At 69.2% G+C, this 15551-nt stretch carries 10 protein-coding genes; 6 read left to right on the top strand and 4 right to left on the bottom strand.

Annotation, left to right across the window (positions count from 1 at the left end):
• The first annotated feature begins 201 nt into the window (after nt 1-201).
• Both ACIPK4_RS24735 and ACIPK4_RS24730 read left to right on the top strand, forming a co-directional pair.
• Nucleotides 202-1140 (top strand): RecB family exonuclease, encoded by a 939-nt coding sequence (locus tag ACIPK4_RS24735; RefSeq protein ID WP_402316277.1) that lies wholly within the window; start codon nt 202-204, stop codon nt 1138-1140.
• Nucleotides 1141-1205: 65 nt separating this feature from the next.
• A complete protein-coding gene (locus ACIPK4_RS24730; RefSeq protein ID WP_054226139.1) occupies nt 1206-1880 on the top strand; it encodes a response regulator transcription factor in 675 nt (224 codons plus the stop codon).
• Nucleotides 1881-1979: 99 nt separating this feature from the next.
• Here the strand turns inward: ACIPK4_RS24730 and ACIPK4_RS24725 are convergent, their stop codons facing one another.
• From ACIPK4_RS24725 to metH, 4 genes are all read right to left on the bottom strand, one after another.
• The gene (locus ACIPK4_RS24725; protein WP_402315984.1) at nt 1980-3560 is read right to left on the bottom strand and encodes an ABC transporter substrate-binding protein; all 1581 of its coding nucleotides are present in this window, start codon (nt 3558-3560) and stop codon (nt 1980-1982) included.
• Nucleotides 3561-3644: 84 nt separating this feature from the next.
• The gene (locus ACIPK4_RS24720) at nt 3645-5249 is read right to left on the bottom strand and encodes an ABC transporter substrate-binding protein (RefSeq protein ID WP_402315982.1); all 1605 of its coding nucleotides are present in this window, start codon (nt 5247-5249) and stop codon (nt 3645-3647) included.
• Nucleotides 5250-5733: 484 nt separating this feature from the next.
• The gene (locus tag ACIPK4_RS24715) at nt 5734-6435 is read right to left on the bottom strand and encodes an HAD family phosphatase (protein WP_054226066.1); all 702 of its coding nucleotides are present in this window, start codon (nt 6433-6435) and stop codon (nt 5734-5736) included.
• A 112-nt stretch (nt 6436-6547) separates the two neighbouring features.
• On the bottom strand, nt 6548-10060 hold the full coding sequence (gene metH, locus ACIPK4_RS24710) for a methionine synthase (protein ID WP_402315980.1): 3513 nt from the start codon (nt 10058-10060) through the stop codon (nt 6548-6550).
• A gap of 252 nt (nt 10061-10312) precedes the next feature.
• Between metH and ACIPK4_RS24705 the strand changes: the two genes are divergently transcribed.
• The 4 genes from ACIPK4_RS24705 to ACIPK4_RS24690 all read left to right on the top strand — a co-directional run bounded on the left by ACIPK4_RS24705 (nt 10313) and on the right by ACIPK4_RS24690 (nt 15429).
• Complete coding sequence (locus tag ACIPK4_RS24705) at nt 10313-11080, top strand: IclR family transcriptional regulator (RefSeq protein ID WP_054226064.1); 768 nt, start codon at nt 10313-10315, stop codon at nt 11078-11080.
• Nucleotides 11081-11399: 319 nt separating this feature from the next.
• Nucleotides 11400-12182 carry an MIP/aquaporin family protein gene (locus ACIPK4_RS24700; RefSeq protein WP_054226063.1) on the top strand — a complete coding sequence of 261 codons (783 nt, stop codon included), beginning with the start codon at nt 11400-11402 and terminating at the stop codon, nt 12180-12182.
• Between the two features lie 75 nt (nt 12183-12257).
• A complete protein-coding gene (gene glpK / locus ACIPK4_RS24695; RefSeq protein WP_376195856.1) occupies nt 12258-13784 on the top strand; it encodes a glycerol kinase GlpK in 1527 nt (508 codons plus the stop codon).
• Between the two features lie 37 nt (nt 13785-13821).
• The gene (locus ACIPK4_RS24690) at nt 13822-15429 is read left to right on the top strand and encodes a glycerol-3-phosphate dehydrogenase/oxidase (RefSeq protein ID WP_054226061.1); all 1608 of its coding nucleotides are present in this window, start codon (nt 13822-13824) and stop codon (nt 15427-15429) included.
• Nucleotides 15430-15551: the final 122 nt, after the last annotated feature.

Genomic DNA, 15551 nt, shown 5'->3' with positions numbered 1-15551 from the left:
TCGGTGTCTGGCACGGCTGTCCTTCGTTCGGTGCTGTCCGGCGGGTTGCGGCCGGCGGTGCTTTCAGTGTGGTCCAGGTGCACGGTCGGTGCGGGGCGGGGTGGGTGGTGGCGCGGTGTGATGCTCCGATCATGCAGTGCGATGGGGGTCGGCGTCGATGGTATGCGCGTGCTGTCGGTGGCGGGTCGTAGGGTTTTGTCCATGACGACGAGCCCCGGTCCGGTTCCTGGCGCAGCCGATGCCGCTGATGCTGCCGATGCAGATGCAGCCCCGTGCGCTGTGGCGCCTTCCTCGCTCTCCCCTTCGCGGGCGAGCGATTTCATGCAGTGCCCGCTGCTGTACCGGTTCCGGGTGATCGACAAGCTTCCGGAGAAGCCGAGTGCGGCGGCGACGCGGGGGACGCTGGTGCATGCGGTGCTGGAGCGGTTGTTCGACCATCCGGCGCAGGAGCGGACGGCGCCGCGGGCGAAGGCGCTGGTCCCGGGGCAGTGGGACCGGCTGCTGGAGTCGAAGCCGGAGCTGGCGGAGCTGTTTCCCGAGGGGGACGGGGGGTCGGCTCTGGCGCGGTGGCTGACGGAGGCCGAGGCGCTGGTGGAGCGGTGGTTCACGCTGGAGGACCCGACGCGGCTGGAGCCGGTGGAGCGGGAGTTCTTCGTGGAGACGGAGCTGGATTCGGGGCTGCGTCTGCGGGGGATCATCGACCGGGTGGATGTGGCTCCGTCGGGTGAGGTGCGGATCGTCGACTACAAGACGGGCAAGGCGCCGCGGCCGGAGTACGCCGAGGGTGCGCTGTTCCAGATGAAGTTCTACGCGCTGGTGGTGTGGCGGCTGAAGCAGGTGGTGCCGCGGCGGCTGCAGCTGGTGTATCTGGGCAGTGGGGACGTGCTGACGTACGACCCGGTGATCGCGGATCTGGAGCGGGTGGAGCGCAAGCTGCTGGCGCTGTGGGATGCGATCAGGGAGGCGACGCAGACGGGTGAGTGGCGGCCGCGGCCGACGAAGCTGTGCGGCTGGTGTGATCATCGGGCGGTGTGTCCGGAGTTCGGCGGGACTCCCCCGGTGTATCCGCTGGCGGTGATCCCGAGGCCCGCGTCGGGCGAGGGGGCGGGGGCGGGGGCGGGCCGCCCGGAGGAATCCTGACGGGTCGATCAGGGCAGAATGGGCGGCGTCCGTCGATGCCGCCGTTCGAATTCGAGGTACCTTCCGTGGCGATCCGCGTCCTACTGGTCGACGACCAGCCGCTGCTGCGCACCGGTTTCCGGATGATTCTGGAGGCCGAACAGGACCTGGCGGTCGTCGGTGAGGCCGGGGACGGTCTGCAGGCGCTGGACCAGGTGCGGGCGTTGCAGCCCGATGTGGTGCTGATGGACATCCGGATGCCGCGGATGGACGGGGTGGAGGCGACGCGGCAGATCACGGGTCCGGGGCGGGACGGGCCGGCGAAGGTGCTGGTGCTGACCACGTTCGATCTGGACGAGTACGTGGTGGAGGCGCTGCGGGCGGGGGCGAGCGGGTTCCTGCTGAAGGATGCGCCGGCCGTGGAGCTGGTGCAGGCGATCCGGGTGGTGGCGGGCGGTGAGGCGATGCTCGCGCCGAGCATCACGCGGCGGCTGCTGGACAAGTACGCGGGGCATCTGCCGTCGGGTGAGGAGAGCGTGCCGGACACCCTGGGCACGTTGACCGAGCGGGAGGTCGAGGTGCTGAAGCTGGTGGCGCGGGGTCTGTCGAACGCGGAGATCGCGGCGGACCTGTTCGTGAGCGAGACGACGGTGAAGACGCATGTGGGGCACGTGCTGACGAAGCTGGGTCTGCGTGACCGGGTCCAGGCGGCGGTGTACGCGTACGAGAGCGGTCTGGTGCGGCCGGGGGCGGGTCAGTAGCGCACGCGCCCGGTCCGTGCGCGGCGCGTACGGGGCAGGCCGAAGGGGCCGGCAGCCGCTCGGTGCGGTTGCCGGCCCCTTCGGTCGTGCGGGTGTGGCTCAGCCCTTGCTGATCTCCCAGAAGCGGAAGACGGTGGAGGCGTCGAGCGACCACTGCAGGCCGGTCACGTTCTGGCGGGTGACGGCGTACTGCTTGCCCTGCCAGAGCGGGAGGATCGGGATCTCGTCGGCGACGATGTCCTGGAGGCGGTTGTAGTCCGTGGTGGCCGCGGTGCGGTCGGACTTCGCGGAGGTCGACGGGATGATGGTCCCGCTGATCTCCTTGTTGTCGTAGTTGTTGCGCAGGACGTTGTCCGGGCCGAAGAACGGCTGGGTGAAGTTGTCGGCGTCCGGGTAGTCGGGGACCCAGCCCTTCACGTACACGCCGTACTTGCCGTCCTGGATGTCCTTCTCGTACTGCGCGAACTCGATGGACTTGACGTCGGCGTCGAAGAGTCCGCTGTCGTTGAGCTGCTTGGCGATGAGCTGGAACTCCTGGTCCGTGGACGGACCGTAGCGGGAGGGCGTCGAGTACAGGGTGATCTTCACCTTGTCCTTGATGCCCGCGGCGCGCAGGACGGCTTCGGCCTTCTTCGGCTGGGGGCTGCCGCCGTAGCGGTCGAAGAAGGCGGTGTTGTGCGAGCCGATGCCGGCGGGGACGATCGAGTACAGCGAGGTCGCGGTGCCGTCGTAGACGTCCTTGACGAGCGCTTCGCGGTCGACGAGGTAGGCGATGGCCTTGCGGACGGGGAGCTTTCCGGCGACCGGGTCGTTCATGTTGAAGACGAGGTGCTCGACTTCGGCGCCGGTGCCCTGGACGACCTCGACCTTGTGGTCGCCGGTCTTGGTGGAGGACAGGCTGGCGATGTCCTTGGCGGCGAGTCCGCGGAAGGCGAAGTCGACCTCTCCGCTTTCGAGGACCCTCTTGAGGGCGGCCTGGTCCTCGTTGAAGAACTTGAGGGTGACGCCGGTGTTCTTCGCCTTGGCCTTGCCGCTGTAGGAGCTGTTGACGGAGAAGTTGGCGCTCTTCTCGTTGATCGAGTCCAGCTTGTAGACGCCGGAGCCGATGGCCTTGCCGTCGGTGCGGAGCTTGTCGGCCGGGTACTCGCTGTGGTCGACGATGGAGCCCGCGCCGGACGCGATCTTGCTGGGGAAGGTCGCGTCGGACGTCTTGAGGCGGAAGACGATGGACTTGTCGTCGGGGGTGTCGATGCCGGCGATCGACGACAGCATCACGGCGGGGCCGTTGGCGTCATTGATCTTCAGCGTGCGCTCGAAGGAGAACTTGACGTCCTTGGAGGTGAGGGCGTTGCCGTTGCTGAACTTCAGGCCGGCGCGCAGGGTGCACTTGTAGACCTTGCTGTCGGCGCCTTCGAAGTTGCAGCTCTGCGCGGCGTCCGGCTCCGGCGTAGTGCCGCCCTTGGGGAAGCTCAGCAGGGACTGGAAGACGTTGTTGAACAGCAGCCAGGATCCCGGGTCGTAACCGGAGGCGGGGTCGATGGACTTCACCTTGTCGGATATGCCCATGACCACGCCCTTGCCGCCCTCGGCGGCGGGGCCATCGGTCGAACCGCAACCGCTGAGCAGCGCGGCGGCGGTGGCTGCGCCGAGCGGGGCCGCCAGCCACTGGTTACGTCTCATCACGCGAACGTCCTTCACAGTCTCACTGAATCGTTGCGCCGGCCTGCGACACCCGCCGCCGGTTGCTGCCGGTTGCTGCCGGTCTCAGCCGCTGACACCGCGGCCGAGTTCCCACAGCTGGAGGTCGGAGATGGCGTTGACCGACCACTCCACTCCGGTGATCCCGTCGCGTGCGGCGACGTACTGCTTGCCCTGCCACAGGGGCAGGACGGGCACGTCCTCGGCGACGATGTCCTGCATCTCCGTGATCGCGGGGACGGCGACGTTGCGGTCGACGGCGCGCCGGGATTCGGGGATGAGCTTGGTGCGCACCGTGTTGTTGGCGTACGGCGTGCCCAGGAAGTTGTCCTGCTCCAGGAAGGGAGCGAGGAAGTTGTCGGCGTCCGGGTAGTCGGGGAACCAGCCGAGCCCGTAGGCGGCGTAGTCGCCCTTCTTCTGCGCGGGCCGGAAGTCGGACCAGTCGGAGCCCTGGACGGTGACGTCGAACAGCTGGGTGGAGTTCAGCTGGTTCTTCAGGGTCTCGAACTCGGTGGCCGTGCCGTCGCCGTAGTGGTCCTTGGTGTAGTTCAGCGTCAGCTTGACGGGGGTCTTGATGCCGGCGTTCTTCAGCAGGTCGGCGGCCTTCGCGGTGTTGGCCTCGCCGTACTTGTTGAAGAAGGAGTTGACGTGTCCGGTGACGGCGGTGGGGACCAGCGAGTACAGGGGCTGCGCGGCCTTGCCGTAGACCTTGTCGATGATCGCGTTGCGGTCGACGGCGGCGGCGAGGGCCTGGCGGACGGCCTTGTCCTTGACGGTCGGGGCGTCGGTGTTGAAGCCGATGTAGCGGATCTCCAGGCCGGGCATCGGGACCAGCTTGACGCCCTTGGGCGGCTTGGCGGCGAACTCGGTGATCTGGGCGGGCGACAGGGTGCGGGAGACCATGGAGATGGATCCGGCGGTGAGTGCCCTGCCCATGGCCGCGGAGTCGTCGAAGGTGCGCAGTTCGACCTTGTCGTTCTGCAGCTTGAGGTCGCCCTTGTAGTTCGGGTTCTTGGTGAAGACCGCCCGGACGAGGTGGTTGTCCTTGACCTCGGCCTTCATCGTGTAGGGGCCGGAACCGTCGACGGTGAAGCCCTCGCGGAGCTTCTTGGCGTCGTAGTTCTTCTCGCTGACGATGCCGGTGGCGGGGGTGGAGAGCTTGTACGGGAAGGTCGCGTCCGGGGTCTTCAGGTGGAAGACGACGGTGTCGGCGGCCTTGGCCTCGATGGTGTCGATGGTGGACAGCAGCGAGGAGGGGCCGTTCTCGTCCTTGATGGCGAGGACGCGCTCGATGGAGAACTTGACGTCCTTGGCGGTGAGCGGCTCGCCGTCGGCGAACTTCAGGCCGGGGCGCAGGGTGCAGCGGTAGCTTTCGTTGCCCGTGTCGGTGAAGCGGCAGTCGGAGGCTGCTTCGGGGACGGGCTGGCCGCCGCCGCGGGGGGTGTGCATCAGCGTCTGGACGGTCTGCCGCAGGACGTTCCAGGCGCCGGCGTCGTAGGCGTAGGCCGGGTCGAACGGTGCGGGAGCGTAGTCAGCTGCCTCGAACCGGTCGGTGGTTCCGACGACGATCGCTCCGGATCCCGCTCCGCCGCCGCTCGTGCTGCCGCATGCGGCGAGCGCGGGGGTGAGCAGTCCGGCCGCAGCCGTCAGCACCAGGGTCTTGCGGTTCATGCTGGAAGTACTCCCTTGACCGGCACTTACTTGCTCAAAGCGGCGTAAAGGGCACTTCGCGGCGGTCGCCCGTTCAGGGCGGAACGATCGGGCCGGTGTTGTGACGATCGGTCCACGCCGTCCCGGCACAGGGGTGTGCGTTCGGTGCGGCAGAGGTGCGGCGTAGTGCCCGCGTCGACATTAGTGGCCTGGGACGGGATGGCTTGAACTGGCAGGACTTGGGGCGTAATCGCACGGTGATGGGTGCGGACTGCCTGTCTATGTAGGAGTCACCGCAGATTCGGTCAGGAGCTGATCAATCCGGACACAAGGGAAGGTTTCCAAGGCCCCCGACAGGCCCGTCGGGGGCTTGGCGGGTGACAAAGGTCACCCGAGAGAACGGCCACCGAAAGGATGGAATTTCAGCCTCCGGGCCATGGAACGGAAGATCCTTCCGCGGGACCAGGGGCAGGGGGTCAATCCGTTCGGCACTGAGCGTGTGCAGTTAGTTCATGGGAGTGATGAGGGCGCGCAGGAACGGGAGGTCGACGTCCTCCAGCGAGCGGACGATGGTGCGGCCCGGGCCCGGCGGGATGACGCCGACGGAGGGCACGGCCACGACCCGGCAGCCGGCCGCCTCGGCGGAGGCGACGCCGGTCGCGGTGTCCTCGATGACCGCGCAGCGCGAGGGGTGGGCGCCGAGCGTGCTGGCGGCGAGCAGGTACGGGTCGGGGTGCGGCTTGGTACGGGCCACCTCGTCCCCGGCCACGCTGAGCGCGAAGCGCTCGGGGCCCAGGGTGAGCAGTACCCGGTCGATGACCCGGCGGTGCGAGGCGGAGACCAGGGCGGTGGGCACGTTGTGCCGCGCCAGCTCGGCCAGCAGCCGCTCGGCGCCCGGCATCAGCGGGACCTGTTCGGCGATCCGCTCCTCGAAGCGCTCGTTGAGCAGGACGGTCAGCTCCGCCAGGGTGATGGCGGCGCCGGTGGACTCGATGAGGAAGGCCGCGCTGCGGGTCATGGGGCCGCCGACGACCACGTCGCGCCAGGCCTCGTCGAGCTGGTGTCCGAGTGCGCCGAAGACGTCCACCTCGATCTCCCACCAGAAGCCCTCGGTGTCGACGAGGGTGCCGTCCATGTCCAGCAACACCGCCTGGAGGGCATGCCCGTCGGCCGTACGGGCGACGGGGGCGGGAACGGTGCTGGTCATCCGGCACACCTTTCTCAGAGGACGAGAAGGCCGGCCGCCTTCCTCCCGTGGGGAACTCCCCCGGTGATCAGGCGACCGGCCTGTGGGACCGTCAAGTGTACGTCGCTCGGCCTCAGCGTGCGTTGAAATACTTCGCTTCGGGGTGGTGGATGACGATCGCGTCCGTGGACTGCTCCGGGTGGAGCTGGAACTCCTCGGAGAGGTGGACCCCGATCCGCTCCGGCTGGAGGAGGTCGGCGATCTTCGCGCGGTCCTCCAGGTCGGGGCAGGCGCCGTAGCCCAGCGAGAAGCGTGCGCCGCGGTACTTCAGGTCGAACATGTCCTCCACCGCGGCCGGGTCCTCGCCGCCGAAGCCGAGCTCGGCGCGGACGCGGGCGTGCCAGTACTCGGCCATGGCCTCGGCGAGCTGGACCGACAGGCCGTGCAGCTCCAGGTACTCGCGGTACGAGTCGGACTCGAACAGCTTGGCGGTGGCCTCGCCGATCTTCGACCCGACGGTCACCACCTGGAGGCCGACCACGTCGGTCTCGCCGGACTCCTCCGGGCGGAAGAAGTCCGCGAGGCACAGCCGGCGGCCGCGGCGCTGGCGCGGGAAGGTGAAGCGGGTCCGCTCGTTGCCCTGTTCGTCCAGGATGATCAGGTCGTCGCCCTTGGACACGCAGGGGAAGTACCCGTAGACGACCGCGGCTTCGAGCAGGTTCTCGGTGTGCAGCTTCTCCAGCAGGCCGCGCAGCCGCGGCCGGCCCTCGCTCTCGACGAGCTCCTCGTACGTGGCCCCGCCGGCGCGGGCCTGCTTGAGGCCCCACTGGCCCTTGAACAGCGCGCCCTCGTCCAGCCAGGAGGCGTAGTCCTTGAGCGGGATGCCCTTGACCACGCGGGTGCCCCAGAACGGCGGGGTGGGAACCGGGTTGTCGACGGCCACGTCGGAGCGGCCGCCGGGCTCCTGCGGCTCGTCCGCCGCGGCGACCGGGGTGTCCCGCCTGGCGACCCGGCGCTGCTTGAGCTCGGGCAGGGCGGCACCGGGGACACCGCGCTTGACGGCGATCAGGGCGTCCATCAGGCGCAGGCCCTCGAACGCGTCGCGGGCGTAGCGGACCTCGCCCTCGTAGATCTCGTGGAGGTCCTGCTCGACGTAGGCACGGGTGAGGGCCGCGCCGCCGAGGATGACCGGGTAGTCCGCCGCCAGCTTGCGCTGGTTGAGCTCCTCCAGGTTCTCCTTCATGATCACGGTCGACTTGACGAGGAGGCCGGACATGCCGATGACGTCGGCCTTGTGTTCCTGGGCGGCTTCGAGGATCGCGGAGACCGGCTGCTTGATGCCGATGTTGACGACGTTGTAGCCGTTGTTGGTCAGGATGATGTCGACGAGGTTCTTGCCGATGTCGTGGACGTCGCCGCGGACGGTGGCGAGCACGATGGTGCCCTTGCCCTCGTCATCGGTCTTCTCCATGTGCGGTTCGAGGTAGGCGACCGCCGTCTTCATGACCTCGGCGGACTGGAGGACGAACGGCAGCTGCATCTGGCCGGAGCCGAACAGCTCGCCGACGACCTTCATGCCCTCCAGAAGGGTGTCGTTGACGATGTCGAGCGCGGCCCTGGTCTGCAGCGCCTCGTCGAGGTCGGCTTCCAGGCCGTTCTTCTCGCCGTCGATGATGCGGCGCTGGAGCCGCTCGTCGAGCGGGAGCGCGAGGAGCTCCTCGGCGCGGCCGGCCTTGAGGGACTTGGTGTTGACGCCCTCGAAGAGCTCCATGAGCTTCTGCAGCGGGTCGTAGCCCTCGGCGCGGCGGTCGTGGACCAGGTCGAGGGCGACCTTCACCTGCTCCTCGTCGAAGCGGGCGATCGGCAGGATCTTGGAGGCGTGCACGATGGCGGAGTCCAGGCCCGCCTTGACGCACTCGTCGAGGAAGACGGAGTTCAGCAGGATCCGGGCGGCCGGGTTGAGGCCGAAGGAGATGTTGGACAGGCCGAGGGTGGTCTGCACGTCCGGGTGGCGGCGCTTGAGCTCGCGGATCGCCTCGATCGTCGCGATGCCGTCCTTGCGGGACTCCTCCTGGCCGGTGCAGATGGTGAAGGTGAGGGTGTCGATCAGGATGTCGGACTCGCGGATGCCCCAGTTGCCGGTCAGGTCGGCGATCAGGCGTTCGGCGATGGCGACCTTGTGCTCGGCGGTACGGGCCTGGCCCTCCTCGTCGATGGTCAGCGCGATCAGCGCGGCGCCGTGCTCCTTGGCCAGCCGGGTCACCTTCGCGAAGCGGGAGTCCGGGCCGTCGCCGTCCTCGTAGTTCACCGAGTTGATGACGGCGCGGCCGCCCAGCTTCTCCAGGCCCGCCTGGATCACGGGGACCTCGGTGGAGTCCAGGACGATCGGCAGCGTCGAGGCCGTCGCGAAGCGCCCGGCGAGCTCCTTCATGTCGGCGACGCCGTCGCGGCCGACGTAGTCCACGCACAGGTCGAGCATGTGCGCGCCCTCGCGGATCTGGTCGCGGGCCATCTCGACGCAGTCGTCCCAGCGGGCGTCGAGCATGGCCTCGCGGAACTTCTTCGAGCCGTTCGCGTTCGTCCGCTCGCCGATCGCCATGTACGCGGTGTCCTGGCGGAACGGGACGGTCTGGTACAGCGAGGACGCGCCGGGCTCCGGCCGGGGCTCGCGGACGGCCGGGCTCAGCTCGCGGACCCGCTCGACGACCTGGCGCAGGTGCTCCGGCGTCGTGCCGCAGCAGCCGCCGACGAGGGAGAGCCCGTACTCGCGGACGAAGGTCTCCTGGGCGTCGGCGAGCTCGGGGGCGGACAGCGGGTAGTGCGCGCCGTTCTTGCCGAGGACGGGCAGGCCGGCGTTGGGCATGCAGGAGAGCGGGACGCGCGCGTTGCGGGCGAGGTAGCGCAGGTGCTCGCTCATCTCGGCGGGGCCGGTGGCGCAGTTCAGGCCGATCATGTCGATACCGAGCGGCTCCAGCGCGGTGAGCGCGGCGCCGATCTCGGAGCCCAGCAGCATGGTGCCGGTGGTCTCGACGGTGACGGAGCAGATCAGCGGGACGCTGACGCCGAGGGCCTCCATCGCGCGGCGGGCGCCGATGACGGAGGACTTGGTCTGCAGCAGGTCCTGGGTGGTCTCGACGAGCAGGGCGTCGGCCCCGCCGGAGAGCAGGCCCTCGGCGTTGACCTGGTAGGCGTCGCGGATGGTCGCGTAGTCGATGTGGCCGAGGGTGGGCAGCTTGGTGCCGGGGCCCATGGAGCCGAGGACCCAGCGCTGCCGCCCGGTCTTCGCGGTGTACTCGTCGGCGACCTCGCGGGCGATGCGGGCGCCGGACTCCGACAGTTCGAAATTGCGTTCGGGGATGTCGTACTCGGCGAGCGCCGCGAAGTTCGCACCGAAGGTGTTGGTCTCGACGCAGTCCACGCCCACCGCGAAGTACGCGTCGTGGACGGAGCGCACGATGTCGGGGCGGGTGAGGTTCAGGACCTCGTTGCAGCCTTCGAGCTGCTGGAAGTCCTCGAGGCTGGGGTCCTGCGCCTGGAGCATCGTTCCCATGGCTCCGTCGGCGACGACCACACGGGTGGCGAGCGCCTCTCGGAGGGCATCGGCCCGGGTCTGGGTGTCTGCGGGCGGGTTCGGCAACGAGGCCATGGTTGAGCTCCCTGGAGTGCGACGGCTGTCGGCTTTGCACCCTCGCTGTGTCAAGGGCGCACGCGGTCAGGGTAACCGCGAGGTGGCAACCCCGGTGCGGTCGTCCCACGTGGCGGACTGCATTCTGTGCGCGGGGATCTGGCAGGGGTGTCCTGGCCGACGGAGGCCTGAACAGTTGCCCAACCATGCACAAGGTCGACATCGACCGATACTGTTCAGCATTGTCGAACTACGTCAGCAGGAGGCTGCGCGATGGCACGGAACATCCAGTCGCTCGAACGAGCCGCTGCGATGCTGCGACTCCTGGCGGGCGGGGAACGCCGGCTGGGCCTCTCGGACGTGGCGTCCTCCCTGGGCCTGGCCAAGGGGACGGCGCACGGGATCCTGCGCACGCTCCAGGCCGAGGGCTTCGTCGAGCAGGACCCCGCCTCGGGCCGCTACCAGCTGGGCGCGGAGCTGCTCCGTCTGGGCAACAGCTACCTGGACGTGCACGAGCTGCGCGCCCGCGCGCTGGTGTGGACGGACGACCTGGCCCGGGCGAGCGGGGAGAGCGTCTACGTGGGCGTGCTCCACCAGAGCGGGGTGCTGATCATGCACCACGTCTTCCGCCCGGACGACAGCCGCCAGGTGCTGGAGGTCGGGGCCATGCAGCCGCTGCACTCCACGGCCCTGGGCAAGGTGCTGTCCGCGTTCGACCCGGTCGCGCACACCGAGGCCCTGGAGGCGGAGCGCGAGGCGTTCACGCCCCGGACGGTCACCGACGCCGCGGGCTTCGAGGAGATCCTCGACCTGACCCGGGCGCGCGGCTGGGCCGCGGACGTCGAGGAGACCTGGGACGGCATCGCCTCGGTGGCGGCGCCGATCCACGACCGGCGGCGGATGCCGGTGGGCGCGGTCGCGGTCGCGGGTGCGGTCGAGCGGGTGTGCGGGGAGGCCGGGGAGCCCCGGGCGAGCCTCGTGGCGTCCGTACGGGACTGTGCGCGCGCTGTTTCACGCGATCTCGGCGCGGGCCGGTTCTAGGCCCCGTACAGCCCTTCTCGGCCACCGCCTGGCCGCTTTCTGCCCTGATTTGGGCATATCCCGGCCATCGGATGGCTGGATTTGGCTGATCGCACCTAGTGGTAACGATCCGACACTTTGGCCAGGCCAACCCTTGACGCGTTCTTCACCTGGGCGGAAAACTGCCGTTCATCGGTCGGCATTGTCGAACACCTACCGGCAATACGCGCTAGGGTGGGGTGGCAAGGCCAAGGACCGGTGAACCACTCACCGAGTGCGCGGCACACCGGACGGGACCCGGTGGCCGCCACCCCCTGGACGCAAGGCAAAGGAGTCGCGGGTGTCCACCTCCGACATCTTCATCGGCGAGACCATCGGTACCGCCCTGCTCACACTGCTCGGCGGTGGCGTCTGCGCCGCCGTGACGCTCAAGAGCTCCAAGGCCCGCAATGCGGGCTGGCTTGCGATCACGTTCGGCTGGGGTTTCGCCGTTCTGATCGCCGCCTACGTGTCCGCCCCGCTCTCCGGTGCGCACCTCAACCCGGCGGTCACCGTCGGCCTGGCCGTCAAGAACAGCGACTGGAGCGACGTTCCGGTCTACCTCGCCGGACAGCTCCTCGGCGCCATGCTCGGCGCGGTCCTGATGTGGGTCACCTACTACGGACAGTTCGCGGCGCACCTCTCGGACCCCGAGCACATCCGTGACGCCAAGCTCGGCCCCGAGGACCCGCACCCGCACGACCAGGCCGGCCCGGTCCTGGGCGTCTTCTCCACCGGCCCCGAGATCCGCAACGTCGTCCAGAACCTCGCGACCGAGATCATCGGTACGGCCGTCCTGGTCCTGGCGATCCTGACCCAGGGCCTCCAGGCCGACGGCAAGGGCCTCGGCGTCATCGGCGTCCTGATCACCTCGTTCGTCGTCGTCGGCATCGGCCTCTCGCTCGGCGGCCCGACCGGCTACGCCATCAACCCGGTCCGTGACCTCGGCCCCCGAATAGTCCACGCGCTGCTGCCGCTTCCCAACAAGGGCGGCTCCGACTGGGGATACTCCTGGATCCCGGTGGTCGGCCCGCTCGTCGGTGCCGCACTCGCCGGCGGTCTGTACAACATCGCGTTCGCCTGATCAGCATCGGCACGAATCGCAAGATCCGCACCGCCCCCTGATACGCCAACCAAGAGACCTGCCAGGAGCAGCCACATGACCACCAGCACCGGCCCGTTCATCGCCGCGATCGACCAGGGCACCACCTCCTCCCGCTGCATCGTCTTCGACCGCGACGGCCGCATCGTCGCCGTCGACCAGAAGGAGCACGAGCAGATCTTCCCGAAGCCGGGCTGGGTCGAGCACGACGCCGCCGAGATCTGGACCAACGTCCAGGAGGTCGTCGCCGGCGCCATCGCCAAGGCCGAGATCACCGCCGCCGACGTCAAGGCCGTCGGCATCACCAACCAGCGCGAGACCACCCTGCTGTGGGACCGTCACACCGGCGAGCCGGTGCACAACGCGCTGGTCTGGCAGGACACCCGCACCGACGCCCTGTGCAAGGAGCTCGGCCGCAACGTCGGCCAGGACCGCTTCCGCCGCGAGACGGGCCTTCCCCTGGCGTCGTACTTCGCCGGCCCGAAGGTCCGCTGGCTGCTCGACAACGTCGAGGGCCTGCGCGAGCGCGCCGAGGCCGGGGACATCCTCTTCGGCACCATGGACTCGTGGGTCATCTGGAACCTCACCGGCGGTGCCCAGGGCGGCGTGCACGTCACCGACGTCACCAACGCCTCGCGCACCATGCTGATGAACCTGCACACGCTGGCCTGGGACGAGAAGATCGCGGAGTCGATGGGCGTCCCGCTCAACGTCCTCCCCGAGATCCGGTCCTCCGCCGAGGTCTACGGCCACGTCAAGGACGGCGTCCTCGCCGGTGTCCCGGTCGCCTCGGCGCTCGGTGACCAGCAGGCCGCGCTGTTCGGCCAGACGTGTTTCGCCGAGGGCGAGGCCAAGTCCACGTACGGCACCGGCACGTTCATGCTGATGAACACCGGTGACAAGGTCATCAACTCCTACAGCGGCCTGCTGACCACGGTCGGCTACCAGATCGGCGACCAGAAGCCGGTCTACGCGCTGGAGGGCTCCATCGCCGTCACCGGCTCGCTCGTCCAGTGGATGCGCGACCAGATGGGCATGATCAAGACCGCTGCCGAGATCGAGACGCTCGCGCTGTCGGTCGAGGACAACGGCGGCGCCTACTTCGTGCCGGCCTTCTCCGGCCTGTTCGCCCCGTACTGGCGCTCCGACGCCCGCGGTGTGATCGCCGGCCTCACCCGGTACGTCACCAAGGCGCACATCGCCCGTGCCGTCCTGGAGGCCACCGCCTGGCAGACCCGTGAGATCACCGACGCCATGACCAAGGACTCGGGCGTCGAGCTCACGGCCCTCAAGGTCGACGGCGGCATGACCTCCAACAACCTGCTGATGCAGACCCTCTCCGACTTCGTGGACGCCCCCGTGGTCCGTCCCATGGTCGCGGAGACCACCTGTCTCGGCGCCGCCTACGCCGCCGGCCTGGCCGTCGGCTTCTGGCCCGACACCGACGCCCTGCGCGCCAACTGGCGCCGCGCGGCGGAGTGGACCCCGCGGATGCCCGCCGACCAGCGGGACCGCGAGTACAAGAACTGGCTCAAGGCCGTCGAGCGGTCCATGGGCTGGATCGACGACGAAGACGCCAGCTGACGCACCAGCTGAGTCAATCGACGAGGAGCTAAGAGATATGAGCACCCTGCAGAGCGTCCCCGCGCTGGGCACGCACCCGACCGCCGGCTCGAACCCGGGCCGCGCCGAGACCCGCGAGCAGCTGGCGAAGGCCACGTACGACCTGCTGGTCATCGGCGGTGGAATCCTGGGCACCTCGGTGGCCTGGCACGCCGCGCAGTCGGGTCTGCGGGTTGCCATGGTGGACGCCGGCGACTTCGCCGGCGCCACCTCCTCCGCCTCCTCCAAGCTCGTCCACGGCGGTCTGCGCTACCTGCAGACCGGCGCGGTCAAGCTGGTGGCCGAGAACCACCACGAGCGGCGGGTCCTGGCCAAGGACGTGGCCCCGCACCTGGTCAACCCGCTCACGTTCTACCTGCCGGTCTACAAGGGCGGTCCGGTGGGTGCGGCCAAGCTGGGCGCGGGCGTCTTCGCCTACTCCGCCCTCTCGGCCTTCGGCGACGGCATGGGCAAGGTCATATCCCCCGCCCGTGCCGCCGCCGACAACCCCGGCCTGAAGACGGACAACCTGAAGGCCGTCGCGGTCTACTACGACCACCAGATGAACGACTCCCGCGTCGCCGTGATGACGGTCCGCGCGGCCGTCGAGTCGGGTGCCGTCGTCCTCAACCACGCCGAGGTCACCGGCCTGCGCATGACGCGCGGCCGGGTCTCGGGCGCCGAGCTCAAGGACCGCCTCGACGGCACCGAGTTCGGCGTCGACGCGCGCGTCGTGCTCAACGCCACCGGCCCGTGGGTGGACCACCTGCGGCGCATGGAAGACAAGCACTCGATGCCGTCGATCCGCCTCTCCAAGGGCGCGCACATCGTCATGAAGCGCAAGTCGCCGTGGAAGGCCGCCATGGCCACCCCGATCGACAAGTACCGCATCACGTTCGCCCTTCCGTGGGAGGACCAGCTGCTGCTCGGCACCACGGACGAGGTGTACGAGGGCGACCCGGCGGACGTGCGCGCCACCGAGAAGGACATCCAGCAGATCCTGGACGAGGCGGCCTTCTCGATCAAGGACGCCGACCTGGACCGCTCGCTGATGACGTACGCCTTCGCCGGCCTGCGGGTGCTGCCCGGCGGCCCCGGCGGCGTCGAGAAGGCCAAGCGTGAGACGGTCGTCTCCGAGGGCGCCGGCGGCATGCTGTCGGTGGCCGGCGGCAAGTGGACCACGTACCGCCACATCGGCCGCGTGGTCATGGACAAGCTGGCCAAGCTGCCCGGCAGCCCCCTCACCGACGACATGGAGCCGGTGAAGTCGCTCGTACGCCGGGTCCCGCTGCCCGGTGTCGCCAACCCGAACGCCGTCGCGCACCGCCTGCTGGTGGACCGCGACCCCGGTGCGCGCATGGACCCGCTGACGGCCCGCCACCTGGCGTCGCACTACGGCTCGCTGGCCTTCGACATCGCGCGCCTCGCGAACGAGGACCCGGCGCTGGCCGAGCGGATCCACCCGGACGGCCCTGAGATCTGGGCGCAGGTCGCCTACGCCCGGGACAACGAGTGGGCCGAGACGGTCGACGACGTACTGCGCCGACGCACCACCGTGACGGTCCGCGGCCTGGACGACGACTCCGTGCGCGCACGGGTCGAGGAGATGCTGAGCCGCAAGGCATAGCTCCTGCGCAGGTGGGGAAGAGGGGCGGTTCCGAGGGGAACCGCCCCTCTGTCGTGGGCTGTGGCGGGTGTCGTCTCAAGGCTTAGGCTGACCCTCGTACGCAAGGAACTTCGGAAGGAGAC

Source organism: Streptomyces sp. NPDC086989 (assembly GCF_044745505.1).
Taxonomy (GTDB): domain Bacteria; phylum Actinomycetota; class Actinomycetes; order Streptomycetales; family Streptomycetaceae; genus Streptomyces.
This window is presented reverse-complemented; position numbering and strand designations above follow the sequence as displayed.